19 protein-coding genes are annotated in these 20,507 nt (G+C 32.4%); 14 read left to right on the top strand and 5 right to left on the bottom strand.

Annotated features, from left to right (window positions below; genetic code table 11):
- The first annotated feature begins 1 nt into the window (after window position 1).
- The 5 genes from NTX22_03255 to NTX22_03275 all read left to right on the top strand — a co-directional run bounded on the left by NTX22_03255 (window position 2) and on the right by NTX22_03275 (window position 4,746).
- The gene (locus tag NTX22_03255; GenBank protein MCX6149525.1) at window positions 2–886 is read left to right on the top strand and encodes a DUF72 domain-containing protein; all 885 of its coding nucleotides are present in this window, start codon (window positions 2–4) and stop codon (window positions 884–886) included.
- Between the two features lie 113 nt (window positions 887–999).
- Window positions 1,000–1,380: a hypothetical protein gene (locus NTX22_03260; GenBank protein MCX6149526.1), complete on the top strand. Its 381-nt coding sequence runs from the start codon at window positions 1,000–1,002 to the stop codon at window positions 1,378–1,380.
- Between the two features lie 43 nt (window positions 1,381–1,423).
- Window positions 1,424–2,176, top strand: a complete 753-nt coding sequence (locus NTX22_03265; protein MCX6149527.1) for a class I SAM-dependent methyltransferase — start codon at window positions 1,424–1,426, stop codon at window positions 2,174–2,176.
- A 42-nt stretch (window positions 2,177–2,218) separates the two neighbouring features.
- Window positions 2,219–2,707: a DinB family protein gene (locus tag NTX22_03270; GenBank protein ID MCX6149528.1), complete on the top strand. Its 489-nt coding sequence runs from the start codon at window positions 2,219–2,221 to the stop codon at window positions 2,705–2,707.
- A gap of 164 nt (window positions 2,708–2,871) precedes the next feature.
- Window positions 2,872–4,746, top strand: coding sequence for an N-6 DNA methylase (locus tag NTX22_03275; GenBank protein ID MCX6149529.1), 1,875 nt, complete (start codon window positions 2,872–2,874; stop codon window positions 4,744–4,746).
- Here NTX22_03275 and NTX22_03280 read toward each other — a convergent pair.
- Together NTX22_03280 and NTX22_03285 are read right to left on the bottom strand one after the other, a co-directional pair.
- Window positions 4,710–5,615 (bottom strand): hypothetical protein, encoded by a 906-nt coding sequence (locus NTX22_03280; protein MCX6149530.1) that lies wholly within the window; start codon window positions 5,613–5,615, stop codon window positions 4,710–4,712. The genes NTX22_03275 and NTX22_03280 overlap by 37 nt on opposite strands.
- Window positions 5,599–5,817: a helix-turn-helix transcriptional regulator gene (locus NTX22_03285; protein ID MCX6149531.1), complete on the bottom strand. Its 219-nt coding sequence runs from the start codon at window positions 5,815–5,817 to the stop codon at window positions 5,599–5,601. Before NTX22_03285 ends, NTX22_03280 begins: the two co-directional genes overlap by 17 nt.
- A 293-nt stretch (window positions 5,818–6,110) precedes the next feature.
- Between NTX22_03285 and NTX22_03290 the strand changes: the two genes are divergently transcribed.
- The 6 genes from NTX22_03290 to NTX22_03315 all read left to right on the top strand — a co-directional run bounded on the left by NTX22_03290 (window position 6,111) and on the right by NTX22_03315 (window position 12,115).
- On the top strand, window positions 6,111–7,163 hold the full coding sequence (locus NTX22_03290) for a methylated-DNA--[protein]-cysteine S-methyltransferase (GenBank protein ID MCX6149532.1): 1,053 nt from the start codon (window positions 6,111–6,113) through the stop codon (window positions 7,161–7,163).
- Window positions 7,164–7,403: 240 nt separating this feature from the next.
- Entirely contained in the window at window positions 7,404–8,330 is a 927-nt protein-coding gene (locus tag NTX22_03295; protein MCX6149533.1) for a hypothetical protein, read from the top strand.
- Window positions 8,327–9,250 (top strand): Dam family site-specific DNA-(adenine-N6)-methyltransferase, encoded by a 924-nt coding sequence (locus NTX22_03300; GenBank protein ID MCX6149534.1) that lies wholly within the window; start codon window positions 8,327–8,329, stop codon window positions 9,248–9,250. The genes NTX22_03295 and NTX22_03300 overlap by 4 nt, the downstream gene beginning before the upstream one ends.
- A 141-nt stretch (window positions 9,251–9,391) precedes the next feature.
- Window positions 9,392–10,483: a prolyl oligopeptidase family serine peptidase gene (locus NTX22_03305; protein ID MCX6149535.1), complete on the top strand. Its 1,092-nt coding sequence runs from the start codon at window positions 9,392–9,394 to the stop codon at window positions 10,481–10,483.
- Window positions 10,484–10,878: 395 nt separating this feature from the next.
- Complete coding sequence (locus tag NTX22_03310; protein MCX6149536.1) at window positions 10,879–11,589, top strand: DNA alkylation repair protein; 711 nt, start codon at window positions 10,879–10,881, stop codon at window positions 11,587–11,589.
- Between the two features lie 34 nt (window positions 11,590–11,623).
- Window positions 11,624–12,115, top strand: a complete 492-nt coding sequence (locus tag NTX22_03315; protein ID MCX6149537.1) for a hypothetical protein — start codon at window positions 11,624–11,626, stop codon at window positions 12,113–12,115.
- Between the two features lie 73 nt (window positions 12,116–12,188).
- Here the strand turns inward: NTX22_03315 and cydB are convergent, their stop codons facing one another.
- From cydB to NTX22_03330, 3 genes are read right to left on the bottom strand one after another with little or no spacing between them, the layout of a single operon-like run.
- Entirely contained in the window at window positions 12,189–13,214 is a 1,026-nt protein-coding gene (gene cydB, locus NTX22_03320) for a cytochrome d ubiquinol oxidase subunit II (protein MCX6149538.1), read from the bottom strand.
- A complete protein-coding gene (locus NTX22_03325; protein ID MCX6149539.1) occupies window positions 13,214–14,548 on the bottom strand; it encodes a cytochrome ubiquinol oxidase subunit I in 1,335 nt (444 codons plus the stop codon). The genes cydB and NTX22_03325 overlap by 1 nt, the downstream gene beginning before the upstream one ends.
- Before the next feature lie 15 nt (window positions 14,549–14,563).
- Complete coding sequence (locus NTX22_03330; GenBank protein MCX6149540.1) at window positions 14,564–14,998, bottom strand: Rrf2 family transcriptional regulator; 435 nt, start codon at window positions 14,996–14,998, stop codon at window positions 14,564–14,566.
- 225 nt (window positions 14,999–15,223) lie between these two features.
- Between NTX22_03330 and NTX22_03335 the strand changes: the two genes are divergently transcribed.
- The 3 genes from NTX22_03335 to NTX22_03345 all read left to right on the top strand — a co-directional run bounded on the left by NTX22_03335 (window position 15,224) and on the right by NTX22_03345 (window position 20,170).
- Window positions 15,224–15,625, top strand: coding sequence for a nuclear transport factor 2 family protein (locus tag NTX22_03335; GenBank protein ID MCX6149541.1), 402 nt, complete (start codon window positions 15,224–15,226; stop codon window positions 15,623–15,625).
- 93 nt (window positions 15,626–15,718) lie between these two features.
- Window positions 15,719–16,864 carry a DNA polymerase IV gene (gene dinB / locus NTX22_03340; GenBank protein MCX6149542.1) on the top strand — a complete coding sequence of 382 codons (1,146 nt, stop codon included), beginning with the start codon at window positions 15,719–15,721 and terminating at the stop codon, window positions 16,862–16,864.
- Window positions 16,865–17,032: 168 nt separating this feature from the next.
- The gene (locus tag NTX22_03345) at window positions 17,033–20,170 is read left to right on the top strand and encodes a carboxypeptidase-like regulatory domain-containing protein (protein MCX6149543.1); all 3,138 of its coding nucleotides are present in this window, start codon (window positions 17,033–17,035) and stop codon (window positions 20,168–20,170) included.
- Window positions 20,171–20,507: the final 337 nt, after the last annotated feature.

Raw genomic sequence — 20,507 nt, forward strand, 5'->3', positions numbered from 1 at the left:
TATGCCTAAACTTTACATCGGTACTGCTGGCTGGTCTTATAAGGATTGGGTGCCTAATTTTTATCCGAATGCTCAATCAAAAGTATTCGACTGGCTGCAGTTCTATTCAAAATACTTTAATGTTGTAGAAGTTAATGCTTCATACTATGCTTATCTCAATCCCAAAATTGTAAATGGATGGGTGGAGAAGGTTGCCGATGCAGAAGATTTTCTTTTTACTTTTAAGCTTCATCAGGATTTTACGCACAAAAGAAAATTTGATGAACAGAATATAAAATCTGTTCAAATCAATTTGGATATTCTTAAAAAATCAGAACGGCTTGGAGGATTGCTTGTTCAATTTCCTTATTCCTTTGCTTTTAATAATGCTGCTGCGGAGCATATCAGAAATCTTAAAGAGATTTTTCAAAATCATAATTTATTTGTTGAAGTAAGACATTCGTCCTGGAATACTAAAACTGCATACGATCTTTTCCACGAGATGAATCTTACTTTTTGTACAATTGATCAACCGCAGATTGGAAGATCGGTTCCTTTCGAACCAACAGTAACAAACGATAAAGCTTACATTCGTTTTCATGGAAGAAATAAAGAAGAGTGGAAAAAATCAATTAGTAATTTTGGAAAGGAACAGACTTATGAGCAGCAGAGTGAAAGATATAAATATTTGTATTTACCCGGCGAGTTAGTTGAAATTGATAGAAAGCTTAAAGAAATTTATGATAAAGTAAAAGAGATTTATGTAATAATGAACAACCATCCTACAGGATATGCTGTTGCAAACGCTTTCGAGTTGCTTCATTTGCTTAAAGAAAGGATCAAAGTAAGAATTCCGGAAACAACATTGAAAGCTTTTCCAAGACTTGCGAGCTTTTCATTAAACTAACAAATGAAACCGCAATTTCTCTTTTCAAAAAGCATAAATTTGAAGATGAAATCCTTTCCTTTGAAAAACATTTTTAGAAAAGAGTGTTATCAATTATAATGGGTAAATTATTTATGAACATAAAAGATCCAATGTTAACAACTTTACAATTTAATGATTATATAAGTAATCAGAATTTAGAAGGACTTTCCAGATTGATGGCAGATGAGCATACATTTATTGATCGTGATGATAATATACACCAACCTAAGGAATATGTGATTGGATGCTGGGAAAATTTTTTCAAGATGTTTCCCAATTATAAAAATACTTTTAAGAGAGTAGAATTAAAAGATGATTTGGTGATTTTAGTTGGATATGCATATTGGAATGAAGATAATACTTACGATCCTGCAATCTGGACAGCAAAAATTGAAAACGATCTTATTACTGAATGGAGAATTTATTATGATAACACAGAAAATAGAAAATTATTTTTACTTGATCAGAGTTAAAATTAGAAAATGAATTTATTTTATAACCATAAGGAATCAAATCATGCAATGGTATGAAGAACTATTTACAAACTTTGCCGAAAGTTACGATAACCAGGTTTTTGTTAAAGGAACAATTGGTGAGGTTGATTTTATCGAGAAGGAAATTAACCACAACAAATCATTTCAAATAATTGATATTGGCTGCGGAACCGGAAGACATTCGATTGAATTAGCACTAAGAGGATACAAGGTTACAGGAATTGATCTTTCAGACTCGCAGTTGGCAAAAGCAAATCTTAAAGCAAAGGAAACTGGAGTAAATATAAACTTCCTAAAAAAAGATGCGAGAAACTTCAGCTTTCCAAATCCGTTTGATTTTGCAATGATGATTTGCGAAGGTGCCTTTCCTTTGATGGAAACAGACGAAATGAATTTTATGATTTTGCAGAATGCATACAACGCGCTTAAACAAAACGGTAAATTTATTTTTACCACATTGAATGGATTATTTCCGCTGTTCCATTCTGTTAAAGATTTTATAAATAAAAATTCTGGTGGAGATGAAACCAGCGAGAATACTTTCGATTTAATGACGTTCAGAGAATACTCTATCTATGAGACGGCTGATGATGACGGAAATAAAAAATCGCTAAAATGCAATGAGCGGTATTATGTTCCTTCGGAAATAACATGGCTACTTAAATCAATTGGATTTAAGAACATTTCTATCTTTGGTTGTGAGATTGGAAATTTCTGCCGTGATAAAAAACTAACCACCGAAGATTATGAAATGTTGGTGATATGTGAAAAATAAACTTCCAGCCAAAATATAAATTATAAAACCAAAAGGTAAATTATGAACAACATACTAATTGATTTGTACAAGCATCAGTTTTGGGCAGATACCGAACATTGGAAGGCATTCGGGAATTTTCCCATCGCTCTGGATGATGAAGTTATAAAAAAACGACTTTACCATATTCACCTGGTTCAGAATGCATTTCTTGCAGTTGTAAGCGGAGAGAATTTTGCCAGAAAAAAGTTTGAAGACTTTTCAGATATGAATGAACTGAAAGAATACGCAAAATCTTATCACAGTAAAATTCTGGCATTTCTTAAAGATTGTCCTGATTCCAAACTTGCTGAGGTTGTTACAATTCCGTGGTTTAAAGATCCGCCGTTAAGTATTACTGTTGAAAAAGCATTGATGCAGTGTGTTATGCACAGCCAGTACCATCGTGCGCAAAACGCATTAAGGTTAAGGGAACTTGGAGGTGTACCGCCATATTCTACAGACCTTATTACCTGGTACTGGAAGGGGAACCCGGAAGCAATGTGGGAGTAGAATGGTTTTGAGGATTTATTTTATAAAAATTAGCATTTGCATTAAAAAAATAGATAGTTTGAATCAACTTGAAGAAGTGGAAGTGTATTTATAAATTTATAATCAATAAATGACGAAACATTGACTCTATTCTAAAAACAAAAAACAACATATTAGACTTAATAATGATTAAAAAGGGAATAATAAATGAATTAATTAAAACTCAGGACTTAATAAGTCTTGAGAAGCATTTAATCTATTCATATTTGAAAAATAATAAACTCGATTATACAAAGAGCATATTGTTGACAGAGTACTTTCAAAACTTTGAGTCGAGTATTCAACTTTATCTTGATGTATCATCACTTAACATTACTACAATTAAAGAACTTGAAAATTATTTAGAAATAATTATCCCGATAGATGATAGAAAAGTTAATGGTGCATTTTTTACCCCAGATTTTATTGTTGATTTCATAATCAACGAAATTAAACCTGCCGAAAATGAAATAAATCTTGATCCCAGTTGTGGGTGTGGTGCATTTTTAGTTGGCTTAGTTGATTACTATAAAAAAAAATTTAATATATCTATTAGAAAGATTATTAAAGAAAATATTTATGGTTCAGACATTCTTGAATATAATATTCATAGAGCTAAATTGATATTAACGATATATGCTTTGCAGAATAATGAGACTCTTCTTGAGGATGACTTTAATCTTTGGTGTCAAGATAGTTTACGAGTATTCTGGAAAACAAAGTTTGACAATATTGTAGGTAATCCACCTTATGTGAAATTTCAAGACTTATCTGATTATAATAGAGAGCATTTACCTAATCATTGGGAGACCATTAAAGGGGGTTCATTTAATCTTTATTTTGCCTTTTTTGAATTAGGTTATAAACTATTAAAATCAAATGGCAAACTTGGTTACATAACTCCCAACAACTATTTTACTTCACTTTCTGGTGAATCTTTAAGAAGGTATTTTCAAAGTCAACAATGTGTTACAAAAATAGTAGACTTTAATCATAAAAAAGTATTTGATGTACAAACATATACTGCGATCACTTTTTTAAATAAACAGAAAAATGAAATGATCATATTTGATAGAATTCAAGATGATCAAACACCTAAAATGTTTTTGGATAATTCAATTGGTTATATCAATTATTTAAAAAATCAAAACATAAAGAAATGGCGTTTACTGAAATCAGATGAACAAGAGAATATTAAAATTATTGAAAACGTAGGAACACCAATAGGAAATTTATATGAAATCTGCGTTGGTATTGCTACACTCAAAGATGAGATATTTTTTGTAGATGCTAGTATTGAGAAAAATGGTTGTTATCTTAAAGACACTCAAAATGGTAGATTTGAAATTGAAAAAGGAATAACTAAACCTGTTTATAAAATATCTGATTTTAAAAGTCAAGAAGAGGCAGATCGAAATAAGCGTAGAATAATTTGTCCGTACAAAATAAAAAATGGAAACGCAATTCCTATTTCTGAAAATGAATTTAAGAAGATGTTTCCGAAGTGTTATTCTTATCTACTTACAGAGAAAAAACAATTATTGGAGCGAGATAAAGGGAAATATATTTTTGAACCCTTTTATGTTTGGGGTAGAACACAAGGGCTAACTAAAAAAGGTAAAAAACTTCTTAATCCTACATTTAGTCAATATCCTCGTTTTTTATTAATAGAAGAAGAAGCATACTTTACAAATGGTTACGGGATTTTCTTTAAAGAGCAGGAAAAAGAAATAGCATTATTTGAAGAAGTAATGAATCCATTAGCAAAAGTTGAAAATATGGATATATTACAAAAGATATTAAATTCTTACGTTATGCACTATTATATTAGTAAAACCAGTGTTTCTATAGAAGGAGGTTATCCTTGCTATCAAAAAAATTTTATTGAAAACTTCACAATCCCTAAATTTTCGGAATCTGAGTTAAGTATTCTCCGCCTTTTAGATAAACCACAGGAAATTGACGATTTTCTAATAAACAAATATCAATTGAAAGTATTGGAGGGGAATCTTACTGCATAAGTCGATAGTAAATCTTGGACGAAATTATTAAATGTGAGATTTTTAATTGATGTCATGCTATCTTCTTGAATTAATCCATCATCTTTTAATTCAGTGTCCGTATTATAGACTTTAGGTTGGCTTTTACTAAAATCAACAATTAGCAGGCAAACTCTTTCATATTTGTAAAAATCATCATTAATGCTATTCCTTAAATTGATGGCATTAAATGCCATAATATAACTTTCGAAAGGTGACATGTTTCTTGCAAACGCAATTTTCTTTTTTTGAGCCTGGTACTTATTATATTCATAAAGAGGGATCATATATACTTCACCTAAGCACATTTTCGGACAGCGCATATGAAGGTTTAGAGCTTCTGCAAAAGTTCTTTCATAAAGAGTATCAATATTATTCCCAAGACTACTTAACTGACTTCTAACATTTATGGAAATTGTTTTTTCTGTAAGTGAAATTCCATATTCATCATATTGTCCACTTAAGAGACCATCAATCAACTGTTCTCTGACTAGCTCTATTCCATTAGGTAAGACACAAATATCTTGGTCTTTCTTTTTTAAAAAGCCAGCAAGCTTGTATTCACCGGAAGAACTTCCTATATGAGGTTTGATATTGTTATTATTGATACCGTAATTAATCAAAGAAGTTTTAACAACTTCATGAATCAGTTTAATCGGTTTCTGTGAACGTATTAATGCAGTTTTTCCTTCTTCACCTAATGAAATAATAGTTTTTTCAAGAACTGATTTAATTGAATCTAATGCTTCTTGTAAGGAAATTCCAATTTGACCTTTTTCATTTATTAAGTTGTCAAATTCGCTTTTTATTTCTTTCAGTTTTTCTTTTTGCTTTTTATTTAAAGCTGCCATCGTTAAAAAAGTCTTTTATGTTTATTCCTAAAGCAATTACTATCTTCTCTATATTTACAATTGAGATATTTCGTTGACCGTTTTCAACACTTGCGATATAACTTCTGTCTAAATCTGCAGAATAAGCCAAATCTTTCTGAGACATATTGGCTTTTTCGCGAAACTGTTTAATTCTTTGCCCTATTTTTAATTTTATATTCACAATTACAAAATTTCAATTTTGTTGACTATAAATCAAAGACTATAAGTAACATTTAAGAATTTTGTTTTACTTAGTTATCTTAGGATGAGGTTAATACACTTGAAAAATATTTATCTTTTCAGCAAATATTATTAGATTAATGAAGGAGTATGAAAAATGGGAATTTCCATTTGTAGATTATTTTACAGCGAAAGTCGGTTTCAAATAGTTAACCGATGCAAAAATTGCGTGTTAATATTTCGGTTGAGTTGTTTGCATTACAAAACTAATTTTGTAAGAAAAAAGGAATATAAATGTTAACAGAAAAAATTATGTACGAAGCGCTTCTTAATAAAGATGCTTCATTTGATGGAATATTTTTCGTTGGAGTTAAAACCACTGGAATATTTTGCAGATCAACTTGCCATGCAAGAAAACCCAAGCGGGAGAATACGATTTTTTTTAATTCAAGCAAGGATGCAATACTACATGGTTTTCGTCCTTGTAAAGTTTGTTCGCCATTGGAAAAACCTGGCGAAACTCCTGAATGGATAAAAGAATTATTAAATGAAATTGATAACAATCCTTCAACCAAAATCAGGGATTTCAATTTACGCTCAAAAGGAATTGAGCCAAGCAAAATCCGACGATGGTTCAAGAAAAATCATGGTATTACTTTTCATAGCTATCAAAGAATGATCCGCATAAATAATGCTTTCAAACAAATTCAAAATGGAGATAAAATAATTTCCGCTGCATTTGAATCTGGATATGAATCATTAAGCGGGTTTAATGATTCCTTCAAATCGATTGTTGGCAGTTCGCCTGTTAAATCCAAAGAAAGAAAAATAATAAATGTAATTCGAATAGAAACTCCATTGGGACCTATGTTCGCCGGTGCTATGGAACAAGGTATTTGTCTTTTAGATTTTACTGATAGAAGAATGTTGGAAACCGAATTGAAAACTTTATCTAAGTTGTTGAACGCATCCATAATCCAGGGAGCTAATCCTCATTTTGATATCCTGGAAAAACAGCTTACAGAATATTTTGAGGGAAAGAGAAAAGAATTTGATATTCCACTGTGTACTCCAGGAACAGAATTTCAAAATAAAGCCTGGAAAGAATTGCAAACAATTCCTTACGGCACAACGCGTTCTTATAAGGCTCAGGCTGCTTCAATAAATAATCCTGATGCTGTACGAGCAGTAGCAAATGCAAATGGGCATAACAGAATTGCGATTATTATTCCTTGCCACAGAGTAATTGGAGAAGATGGACATTTAACCGGCTATGGTGGAGGGTTGTGGAGAAAGAAATGGCTGCTCGATTTTGAAAGAGAAAATCTCGTTATGCAAAAAAGATGAAGGTTTTGACAGCAATTAATTTTGAACAATAATAGCGAAAAGAAATAAAGAATTCGTATTTACAAAATAGAACAATGAAATAGTACACAATATTTCAATTCTCGAAATGAATGCAACTTTACAGTTGATATAATTGAGGTTGTTGTTTAAGTTGTAAGCGGATTTAATCAGGTAATGATTTGAAATTCAAATATTTAAATAAATAAGTAAAACTAAAATAACCTATTATTATATTTTTGTATGCCTAAATTAGAAAAAGAAAAACAAAAATTAAACTTTAAGAAAGAACTGAAAAAGTTCACTGAGAGTTTGAAAGAATATGTTTCTACTGATACGGGGGAATGGACGGTGAAAGGATTTATAGATGTTTATAAAAATATCTACACCATTTCGTCAGACACTAAGATTGTTTCAAAAATTCTTGAAATCCACATCTTCCCACAGCTATTGAAGTTCGCTGACAGTATTGGTTACTCAATAGTTCTGGCAGAGAAGCAAAACTGGTATCCCGATTTGAGTTTTATAAAGAAAGATAATCCATTTGTTAAATTTGCTGTTGACCTTAAAACTACGTATCGTGACCCTGATTTTCCTGGACACATTAACGGTTTTACTCTCGGCAGTCATGGAACATATTTCAAAGACAGAACGAGTACAAAAAATATTCAGTTTGCCTACGCTGATTATCTCGGACACTTTTGTCTCGGCATTATTTATACACGAACAGACTTTAAGGAGATAGACGAAACAAAAATTTTTCAAGTACGAGAGCTACAAGAAGATTATGAGAACAAGACCAAAAAGGTTGGAGATAGGAAAGTTACGACTGTTATGAATCTAAAATCGATCACTTCTGTAGTTAAGGATTTTGATTTTTTTGTTACTGAAAAGTGGGAAATTGCAAGCGATCATCAAGGATCTGCTAACACAGCAAATATTGGCTCAATCACTAATATTGAAGATTTGAAAAATGGTAACGGAATATTCTCTAACTTAGGAGAAGAATGGTTTGATGAATATTGGATTAATCATGGTTCAGTCACAATGGTTAAAGATGGGAATACTAAGAAAATTACTAAACTAAAAGATTTTTTAGAGTTCAAAGGAAGAAACGATTTATTTGAAAAAATGGTAATTAAATTAACTAAGAAGAAAAGCACAATTTGAAAACTATTGTTCCCCCAATTAAGAGTCAGGGTATAAAAACAAAACTTGTTCCTTGGATTATGGATGTTGTAAAAAAAGCTCAACCTAAAGGAAAATGGGTTGAACCGTTTTTAGGAACTGGAGTAGTTGCTTTCAATTCTGGTTTTAAAGAAGCATTACTTAGCGATACAAATCCGCACATAATTAACTTTTATAAAGGTATCCAAGATGGTATCATAACTCCATCAATCGTAAAACGATACCTTGAAGAAGAAGGAGAAAAATTATCAGTCGCAGATGAGAATGGCTATGTTTATTTCAGGGTTGTGCGTGATAGGTTTAACAAAAATTTTTCTCCTCTCGACTTTCTTTTTCTTTCGCGGACAGGATTTAATGGAATGATGCGCTTTGGGAAAAAGGGAAATTGGAACATTCCATTTTGTAAAAAATCAAATCGTTTTGCGCAATCTTATGTTACTAAAATCGTAAATCAAGTTTCAAAAGTACAAAGCATCATTACTCCTAAATGGACATTGGTGAATAAAAAATTTTCTGATATAATTCCCCAAGCAACTAAAGATGACATAATTTATTGCGATCCTCCTTATTTCGGTCGTTATGTTGACTACTTCAACGGTTGGACAGAACAAGACGAAGAACTTTTATGCAACCAGCTGAGTGAGACAAAAGCAAAATTTATTTTGTCAACATGGCATCACAATGATTATCGGGACAACGAGATGATTAAAAAATATTGGAACAAGTTTAATATCGTTACTAAAGACCATTTTTATCATTCTGGGGGTAAGGTTGAAAACCGTAGAACAATTGTGGAAGCACTTGTTTGTAACTTTGAACTGGATCAGATTAATAAACATAATCACGGATTGGTTGAGAAGTCCAAAATTGAACAATTATCCTTTGAATTGGTGAACTATTAAAATTGAGGTAGTAGTGTTAAATATAATTTTCAATCCTGAGATTTTGCTAAATAGATCAACGAATTTTGAAAAAACTTATCCGAAGCCTGTTAATAAACTTTAGAATAAATATCTTGTATAAATACATTTTGGAGTTTTAATATGCTACATAAGAAACTTCCGGTAAGAATTTCAATTCTTCTGATATATCTTCTTTTTATTTTATCAGTTTCTGCTCAAGAAAAAACAGGAGAAAGTAAAAATCCTTGCGAACTAATTGAAAAGAAATTTGAAGAACTCAATCATCGGCTTGATCAATTAGAGAAATCCGTAGATGATGTTCTTTGGTATAACAAAGTCGGGGATGTTGCTAATATCGATAAAGTTTTTATTGTTGGTCCACCACCGGCTAAAGTTAAAAATCCAACTGCAATGGGAGCAAAGAACCCGGTTAAATTCTGGTGCTATGTTTTCATTCCACAAAAAATAGATCGAAGCAAAAAATATCCGCTGATAATTCTGCCGCACGGCGGAGTTCATGCAGATTTTACAACTTACCATACACATATTATCCGCGAACTAATGGGGCAAGGTTATATTGTTGCTGCACCGGAGTATCGCGGTAGCACTGGCTATGGTGAAGATTTTTATAAGAAGATTGATTATGGCGGATTAGAAATTGAAGACAATAACGCGGCCCGCAACTGGATGGTTGATAACTATGATTTTGTTGATGGGAATCGATGTGGAATTATGGGCTGGAGCCACGGTGGTTTGATTGCCTTGATGGATATCTTTGAGCATCCGGATGATTATAAAGTTGCGTTTGCTGGTGTTCCTGTAAGTGATCTTGTTGCGCGAATGGGTTATTGGGGTGAAGAATATCAAAAAGAATTTTCTGCCGATTATCATATAAGCAAAACTGTCACTGAAGATGTTCAGGAATACAGAAAACGTTCACCGGTTAACCACGTTGAAAAATTACAAACCCCTTTGCTCATCCACACAAACACAAATGATGATGATGTAAATGTTTTGGAAGTTGAACATTTAATTGAAGCATTGAAAGCAGCAGGGAAAAAATTTGAGTATGAAATTTTCAAAGATGCACCCGGCGGACACAGCTTCGACCGTATTGATACTAAGCTTGCAAAAGAAACTAGAATGAAGATATATAAATTTGTCGGGGGATATCTCAATCCTCCTTTTCCTTTTAAATCGATTGATGATTTGGAAAAAGCAGGGTATAAATGATGGATGATGTTTGACCTGGCTGCCGTGTCTATCGCAGGCTATTGCAGAAAGCCAAATTATATCGTGGTGAGCGGAGTCGAACTACGAAAATAACGCAAAATCATATCTCGACTTCGCTCGAGATGAGTGATTAACAAGTTATGCAACAACCTGCTACCGCAGGCAGGCGGCAACGGCAGGTGGAAAATGGATGATGGATTCATCCAATTTATTTATCGGGTTAATTGAATGCCCAAGTTGTTTTTAATTTTGGGTAGTTCTAAAAACTTCAAACTTCTTCGCGTACTTTGCGAAATCTTTGCGTCCTTTGCGTTTAGGCTTTCAATAAATTTTTAGAAGCACCCTTAATAACTTCAGATACATTCCTGCCAATAATTCTTTACAAAGGTACAATCATGAATAATATTATTCAATCAATCAGAACCGAATTAAAAAACAATGCGGATGCTACAACTGAAAAAAGCTATCAGAGATTCTTTAAAGAAGAAGTTACTTTTTATGGAGTAAAAACCGGTACAGTTGGCATAATTGCCAAAAAGTACTGGAAAGAAATTAAAAGCTATGATAAAAAAGAAATATTTAAACTTTGTGAAGAATTGTATCGTTCGTATTACTGTGAAGAAGCTTTTATTGTTTCGTATTGGGTGCCGAATCTTGTTGATAAGTTTGAACAAAATGATTTGTTGTTATTTAAAAAATGGATTGAGAAATATATAAACAACTGGGCAAAGTGCGATGGATTTTGTAATCACTCCGTCGGTGATTTTATTGAAAAATTTCCAGGGAGTATTAAGGAAGTTAAAAGTTGGACGAGCTCTAAGAACCGCTGGATGAAAAGAGCAGTCGCAGTTTCGTTAATTGTTCCAGCAAAGCGGGGCAAATATCTTAAAGATATTTTTGAGATTGCTGATTTGTTGATTACTGATAAGGATGATATGGTTCAAAAAGGTTATGGTTGGCTCCTTAAAGAAGCAAGCAGGCTTCATCAAAAAGAAGTATTTAATTATGTAATTAAAAATAAAAATAGAATGCCCCGTACCGCATTGCGCTATGCTATTGAATTAATGCCGAAAGAATTAAAGCAAATAGCTATGAAGCGCGATTAATCAATTTCACCTAAAATAAATCGATGGAGCTAAAATGAATCATCAAAAAAATGCAAACGAACCTTGCTGTCCAAAATTTAATCCTGAACCATGGGAAGAAAAAACACATGTCTGGCAGGATAAGTTATTCATCCGTGATGAAGTGAGACAGTTATTTCACATTCCTTTAAACATGGGTAAAATTATCCCGCGGATGTGGGAAAAAATTCAAAAGGAAAATGCTGCAACATCAAATGAAGAATTTCTGATGCTTGCTTATGATCCTTCTCCATGGAAATCGGAAATTTACATGAGTGTTACAAAAGAAGTTGTTGATGCAGTGAACGTAAAATTATCTGGTACTTATCTTAGTAAAGTGTTTGATGGTCCGTACAACGCTGTTCCTAAATGGATAAAGGAAATGGATAAGTTTGTCATTCAAAAAGGAAAGAAGGTTAAAAAATATTATTTCTACTACACTACCTGCCCAAAGTGTGCAAAAATTTACGGTAAGAATTATACTGTAGCTTTTGCTGATGTAGAATAGCAAAAAAAAAAGGGCGGAACATAATTACATTTAATAATTTGTGTTCCGCTCGGATCAGGATAAAAATTGTGTATCAATAACTATCGTGTGTTAATACAACTTTCCCTTTAAAGATTCTATAAATAAAAATTGTGTAAATAAGCACTATCGGTACACCAATCAATGCAATGATAAGCATAGTAAAAAGTGTACGTTCAGTAGAAGATGCATTATAAATTGTTAAACTGTTAGCAAAATTAATGCTTGATGGAACTAATCTTGGGAATAAACTTAATGCTGTTAATCCGATCATTGATGTAATTGTAACAGAAGAAGCAATAAATGCTTTTCCAAATTTTACTGCTTTAACTGCAATTGGAATATAAATTATAGAAGCAAAAAGTAAAATAAAAAGTAACCAGAAGAGTGGATTTTTCAACATTCCCACAAACAGATAAGGAGCAACAAAAAAAGACGAAATTGTGGCTAACAGGTAAAGAACAATAAATGCAATCCACGTTTTATTAATCCAGGAAACCATTCTTTCACGCTGTGCACCTTCACATTTAAGAGTCATATAAATTGCTCCGTGCATTGTAAAGAGAACAAGGCTAATTAAACCAACAAGAATTGCATAAGGATTTAATAATCCTAAAAAGGAAATAGAAGTTGAAACCAGCCCATCTTTTATTTCAACAGGTAAACCTCTTAAAATGTTACCCATTGCAACTCCATAAAGTAATGCGGGAACAAGACTGCCAAGTGAAAAAGCTAAATCCCAATACTTTTTGTTCTTTTCAGTTTCAGTATATTTTCTAAATTCAAACGATACTGCTCTAAAAATTAAAGCTGTTAGCAAAAGCATAAATGCAAGATAGAATCCGCTGAATACTGTTGCATAGACAATTGGGAATGCAGCAAATAAAGCTCCACCGCCTGTTAATAACCAGACTTCATTTCCATCCCAAACGGGACCAACGGCATTTAGGTTTATTCGTTTCTCATTTTCTTCTTTTGTAAAAAGATGAAGTATGCCTACACCAAGATCAAATCCGTCAAGAACGGCATATCCAACAATTAAAACGACGAATAGTAAAAACCAAATTATATTTAAGTCCATTATACTAACACCTCCTTTCCTGTAATTGGATCAGGTCCAAAGTTTATTTTTTTATTAATTAAAAAGAGAAGAACAGAAAGAAGCAGAATATAAATCAATCCAAACAGTATAATAGAAAAAATTATTTCTCCCGCGCCCACATTAAGTGAAATAGCATCGCGGGTTTTCATTAACTTGTAAACAATCCAGGGTTGTCTTCCTACTTCTGTTGCTATCCAACCAAGCTGGCAAGCTATTAAAGGTAGTGGAATAGACCAGGCGAGTAATTTTAATAGTTTCTTCTTCTCCCAAAGTTTATTCTTTTTAATCAGATATAAAGACAGTGCCATTATAAAAATGAAATACATTCCAAGAATAACCATGTTATGGTATGATACAAATGTTAAGAACAATGGCGGAATTTCATCTTTAGGAAATTCATTTATTCCCTTTATCTTAGCATTAACATCCCCAAATGCTAACCAGCTTAGTACACCCGGTATTTCAATTTTAGCTTTAAGTTCTGGTGGATGATTAATTGGGAATGCAAATAAAGCAACAGGTGCACCGGATTGTGTTGTATACAAACCCTGTAGAGCTGCAAATTTTTCTGGTTGGGTCTGTGCTACTTGTCTACCATGTTCATGACCAAATGGAAATACTTCTAGCAAAGAAACAATTAAACCAAAGTAGACAGCAAACTTCAAGGATTTTTTAGCGATCTCAACTTCTTTTTTTCTAAGAATAAGAATGGCGGAAATTCCTACCATAAAAAATGCACCGCTAATTAAAGCCGCATCGAAGGTATGTAAAAAACGGGGGAGTGATGAAGGATTAAAAACCGCTTCCCAAAAATTTGTTAATTCTGCTCTGCCGTTTTGAACAACAAAACCAGCAGGTGTTTGCTGCCAGGAATTTGCAACAAGAATCCAGAAAGCAGATATTGTTGCTCCAACAGCAACCATCAGAATTGAAAACCAGTGTACTCCTTTGGAAACCCTATCTCTTCCAAAGATATAAAGACCTAAGAAGGTTGATTCAAGAAAAAATGCAAACACACCTTCCGCTGCCAAAGGTGCTCCAAAAATATCACCAACAAATTTTGAATATTCTGCCCAGTTTGTGCCGAACTGAAACTCCATTACTATTCCGGTAGCAACACCAACAGCAAATATTAAGGCAAGCATTTTTCCAAAGAACTTCCCAATTGAAACATAGAATTCGTTTTTCTTTTTCCAGCCGACAGCTTCAATTATAACAAGCATCCAGGCAAGTCCTATTGATAGCGGGGGAAAAAGAAAATGAAAGCCTACGGTCATAGCAAATTGAATTCTGGATAAGAGTACTGCATCCATTAAGATAGTCTCCTTTTAATGTGAATTAATTGTTTTGAACCTTGATTTATTTTCTTCTGCAAGTTGAGCCATTGTTTTACCGGAAAGCATTTCTTTTAATTTATTTTGCGCTTCGGACCAAAGAGTGTGTACCGAACACCATTTATCATTAGAACAAAAATCGGAACTGATTAAACATTTATTTAAGCTTATTTTTCCTTCAACGGATTCAATTATTTCAAGCGGTGTTAGTAATTCTGCAGGTTTACGTAAACTAATTCCACCACCTATTCCGCGTTGTGATTGTATAATTCCTGATTTGTTTAATTGAGGAATTATTTTTCTAAGGAAACTTTCAGGGATTCCATTGGAAGTTGAAATTTCTGATATCTGGAAAATACTTCCATTTGGTTTTGAACAAATATACACTATTGCACGGAGTGCATATTCGCCAGTCATTGTTAGTTGCATTTTAATACCTCACATTTATTTTCTTTGCACAACAAAAATGCCAAATGGGATAAAATTGGTCACATTTAGAAAAATCAAAATTTTGCTCTAAAAACGAATAATTCTGTCGAAACACCTTCTGCCGATATTTTCAAAAAATTTCATTCTTAAGAAAATAGGAAAGATTTTTTATCAATCTTAAAAAATTCTTTAAACAATATAAAAACGAAATAGGAGAAAAACATTATGGATGAACTAAAAATTAAAGAAGAAATTCTTGGTATACTAGAAAAACTAAATCGATCCTGGGCAGTTGAACATAACACTGAAAAGTTGAAAGAATACTTCCATGAAAATATGGTTGTCTTAGAACCAGGCAGAAAAGAGAGACGTGAAGGAAGGAAAGAATGTATTGATGGATGGAAAAATTTTGTGGAAGCTACTAAAATTCATTACTGGAAAGAGAGTGATCATAAGGTTCAACTTTATGGTGATGGTAAATTTGCTGTTGTTACTTATTATTGGGACATGTCTTACGATATGAACGATCAAACATTCACTCTTGGTGGAAGAGATATGTTTGTTATGGTTAAGGAGGATGGTAAATGGTGGGCAGTAGCGGATCAGTTTTCACCTAATCCATCATAAAGAATAATTAGTGCGCAAACATAATTTAAAAGTCCCTTCACTTAGGCCTGCCTGCCCGGTAGGTAGGGAAGGGATTTAGGGTTAGGCGTTTTTATGCGTATCATTTTTCATCTTGATCTAGATGCTTTCTTTGTTTCCGTTGAACGGGTACTCGAACCATCGCTTAACGGCAAACCTGTTATCGTTGGAGGTGATCCGCTGGGAAGAGGAGTTGTTACTGCCTGCTCATACGAGGCACGTAAATACGGTCTACATTCAGCTATGCCGATTCGTCAGGCGTATAAACTCTGTCCACACGGAATTTATCTCCACGGGCATTTTAAGGAATATGAGAATTACTCGAAAGCAGTGGAAAATATTTTGAAGAAGTACGCCCCGATTTTGCAACAAGCATCGATAGATGAGTTTTATATGGATTTTACCGGCTGCGAAAAAATTTACGGTAATTTTTTTCTTTTCGCATCATTTCTGCAAAAGGAAATATGGGATCAACTTTTACTTCCCAGTTCAATTGGAATTGGAAGCAATAAAACAATTGCCAAGATTGCTTCCGATTGTATGAAGCCACTAGGAATTACTTACGTTCTTCCTGGAATGGAAAAAGATTTTCTTTGTCCAATGCCAGTAGAAACTATTCCTGGAGTTGGCAAAGTAACATTGAAGAGTCTCCGCGAAAAAGGATTTAGAACAATTGGAGAGGTAGCCAAAACAACGCTGGAATATTTTTCTACAGCGTATGGAAAAAGTGGGATTGATCTGTGGGAAAAAGCAAACGGACATGGAACAGATTTTCTAAGCATCTCTCACGAAAGAAAAAGTATTTCCAAAGAAACAACTTTTGATGAAGATGTTGTTAGTAAAATAGTAATCGAGCAAACCTTATTTAAACTTATTGGAACAGTTTGTCAGACTCTACGCGATGAAAACTGGCAGGCTGCAACTATTAGCATCAAACTCCGCTACTCCGATTTTGTTACAATTACAAGAGCAAAGACAATAAGACCAACAGATGATGATAAACTAATATATGAAACCACACTGGATTTATTCCATAAAGCTTTTACAAGGAGGATTGCGGTTCGGCTTATCGGAGTTCACTTAAGTAATCTTACTGATTTTGCTGAACAGGAAATTCTTTTTGAGGATGAAGAAATTAAAAGGAAAAAAATGTTGAAGGCAATTAATACGCTTAGAGCCAAATATGGATTCAAGGCAGTACAGGTTGGAACAGCTACATAGTTGGCAGCTGATCGTTAAAAATCAAATATTGAGATTTATTACCCAATCTGATTTGGGTTTATAAAAAATTGTAATGTAATTTAAAAATTTATAATTTGGCAAGTAGATTTTAAAAATTTGATATAACTGGTCCCTTCTGTGATTTTTTAATCAGTAATTCAGTCAAAAATGAAATTCATTACTCTAATAATTTTCATTGCTTTTTCTTCTCAAGTTCAATTCTATGCACAACAACCATATAGTTCAATATCAGGTTATATTTTTGATAAATCGTCTATGAAGGAATTGTCAAATGTAAACGTTTTTATTTCAGGTACTGATATTGGTATAACCACTGATAATAAAGGTTATTATGAAATACAGACGATTCCAACTGGTAGGCAGAAAATTGTTGTATCTATGATGGGATACGAAACATTTACAACATTTATTGATTTTAGGGAAAACGATAATGTTAAATATAATTTTGAAATAACACCACGAATATATGCAATAGAACCAATCGAGATATCCGCTTCGAAACCTGATGAGTGGTTAAAGAATTTGGAACGGTTTAAAGAAATATTTTTCGCTAATTCAGAGTTTTCTAAAGAATGTAAGATTACAAATGAATCAGCCATAAATTTAAAGTGGATTGATGAAGATATATTGAAAGGTAATAGTGATAGCTTATTAATAATAAACAATGCACTAGGATACAAAGTATTTATTTTGCTTAAAAATTTTACATTTAATAAGAAAACAAAAGAATACAACTATGCAATCGATACAAAATTTGTTGAAATGGATACAACAGAAAAAGAAATAAAGGCTAATTGGTTTAACAATAGAAAAAATGCATACGAAGGTTCATTAAAGCATTTTTTAAAATCGTTAGTTGATTCAACCATTGGTAAGGAAGGATTTATAATTTCTATTGAGAGCACTGATAGACCTAACCATTCATTTAGAGGAATTTCGGATATACATAAGATTATACAAAAAGGTGTGTTGTCCAATGAAAAAATACTGTGTTATAAAGGATATATAAAAGTAAGGCATCAGTTCGAAGAATCATTTATAAAACTGAAACAGCAGGAAGTTACTTTAGATGAATATGGTAATACTCAAGAGGAATATCCGTTTGAAGTTAGAGGAAATTTCCTGGATAGAGGTGTAGCCGAATTACTCCCTAAATATTATAATCCTTCAGAGCGAATAAAAACAGATCAGATAGTTAAAGAAAACCAAAAAACTATAAAGAGCGAATCAATAATTCGGAGATCTTTAGAAAATACAAATGCAAATAAAAGCAATATAAAAAATGATTCTGAGGTAAGAGAATCGCTTAAGGATTCAGTTTTGAAAAATCCAACAGATATAAATCTTCGATTGCTGTACGCAACATCGTTAAAGGGATGTTGTTTAACAAGCGCTGTAAATGAATATCTGGAAATTATAAAAATTGATAGCAGTTGTTCAGAAGCATGGTTTAATTTAGGAAAAATAAGGGCAGAAGAGTATAGCGATTTAAAGAGATCAATAAAAAAAATTCAGTTAGATGATGAAATAGGTTTAGCATTAAAGTTAGAGGATTTAGTATCCCAAATTATTCCGCGGGAAAAAATGGAAATTGAAATTGTACCTCTATCTGAATTTACTATACTAAATTTTAGAGAACTAAGTAAAGAAAAGTTTGATGAAGCAGAAGTAAGTTTAAAAAAAGCAGTGCAATATGATTCTTTAAAAGTAGAAAATTATCTGGAATTATGTTTTCTATATGAAGATGCTGGTGTATATAAAAAGGGTATAGAGGTCTTGGAAAATTTACTAAAAATATATCCTGATATTAAAGATGGGCATCTGTATTTAGGATTATTAAAATATAAAACTCGTGATGTAAAGGCAGCACATAAAGAATACAATAAAGCGTTAGAACTTATGAGCGAAGAAGAAAGAAACGATTTTATAATTAATTCTGTAAAAAAGTTAGTTGAACCAATTTTTGAAGGTAAAATAGATTCACTTGATAACACAGAGCTTAAAGAAGTTCTAAATAAATTTTGGATTTCAGAAGACCCATTATATTTTACAGATTACAATGAACGTTTAATAGAACATTATTCAAGAGTAGTATATGCAAATCTTCGTTTCAGTTATATACAGAGAAATATACCGGGATGGATGACAGAACGAGGAGAAATATTATTAAGATATGGTGAGCCTCTTTATAAAGTACGCTATCGCCCTCAAATTTCCCTAAAAGGATCGCCGGACGGTTTTTTTTCGTCCGAATATTTATTACCGACAGAAGTGTGGTATTATGAAGGGATGGTTTTTAGTTTTACAGATACATTTATGTCTGGTGAATTTGCATTAACAGTACCATCAAATGGAGATTACAAATCACAATTTGAGATTGATTCAAAATCATTTGCTGCAACACTTAGGAAAAAGAAATTTGAAGAGTATAAACCGCTTTTTGCATCAAGTTTCAATCTGAGTGTTAGTACGTCTCAATTCAAAACGCTCGAGGATAAAAGTTCAAAGCTAACAGATGTTTATGTTAACTTTGCTGTGCCTGCATTTGATAAAAAATTTGAAAACCAAAGTATAAAATATAGATGGGGATTATTCTGTTTTGATAGTCTATACAATAAAACTATAGAAATTAAGGATTCACTTACTATTTCGGATCCTCTCCGGCAAATAAGTATATCGGGTTCTGAGAGTATTTATGTAAACATTAAAAATCTAAAGTTAAAACCTTCAACAGAAAATATGGCTCTTGAAGTAATAAGATCCTTAGATGAAGCTGTTTCAACAAACCGGGGTCATCTAAAGATAAAGGATTATAATTCAGATAGTTTGTTAATAAGTGATTTAATTCTTAGTCCCTCCGTAATATTTGGAACAAAGAGTGAGACAGCTATAAATAGAAACGGAATATGGGTATTGCCGAATCCGTCCGGAATATTTTCGAACAAAGAAAAGGTTCATATATACTTTGAAGTATACAATCTTAAATTAGATCGTAAAGGGTATAACAATTTTGAACAAGAAATAAAAATTGTCAGGAAGGATGATAATACATCCTTTGTTGGAAAAATATTCGGAGGTGTTATTGAGTTGTTGAAAGGGGGAAAAAGTATAAATAATTCTATTAAGACAAAACAAAATAGAACCCAGGAAAGGAATATACAGGTGTGTTTTCAATTGGATTTAAGTTCTCTTGAAAAGGGCAACTATAATATTGAATTAACTATGATGGACAATAATTCTAACCAAGAAGTTGCTACCGAAACTACTTTTACAATAAAAAACTAATATCAACAGTAACTGTAAAATTGAAGATTATTTCAATTTTACTTAAGAAATCTTAATGATTTTGCTGCACAGGAAATTCTTTTTGAAGATGAATAAATTAAAAGGAAAAAAATGTTGAAGGCAATTAATACGCTTAGAGCCAAATATGGATTCTAGTCAGTACAGGTTGAAATAGTTTAAAGGAATATTTATTTGATATTTCATAAAGATGAGGTTATATTTGCTTCAGATGAAAAAATCAATTTATATATTTATTAACGGAAATAATAATTGGGTTTGGTGGTGGAACATCCGTGTTTCTCTATCTGGCGCATGATAGATCCAAAATTATATTAAG

It is taken from the genome of Ignavibacteriales bacterium (assembly GCA_026390815.1).
Lineage (GTDB): Bacteria > Bacteroidota > Ignavibacteria > Ignavibacteriales > SURF-24 > JAPLFH01.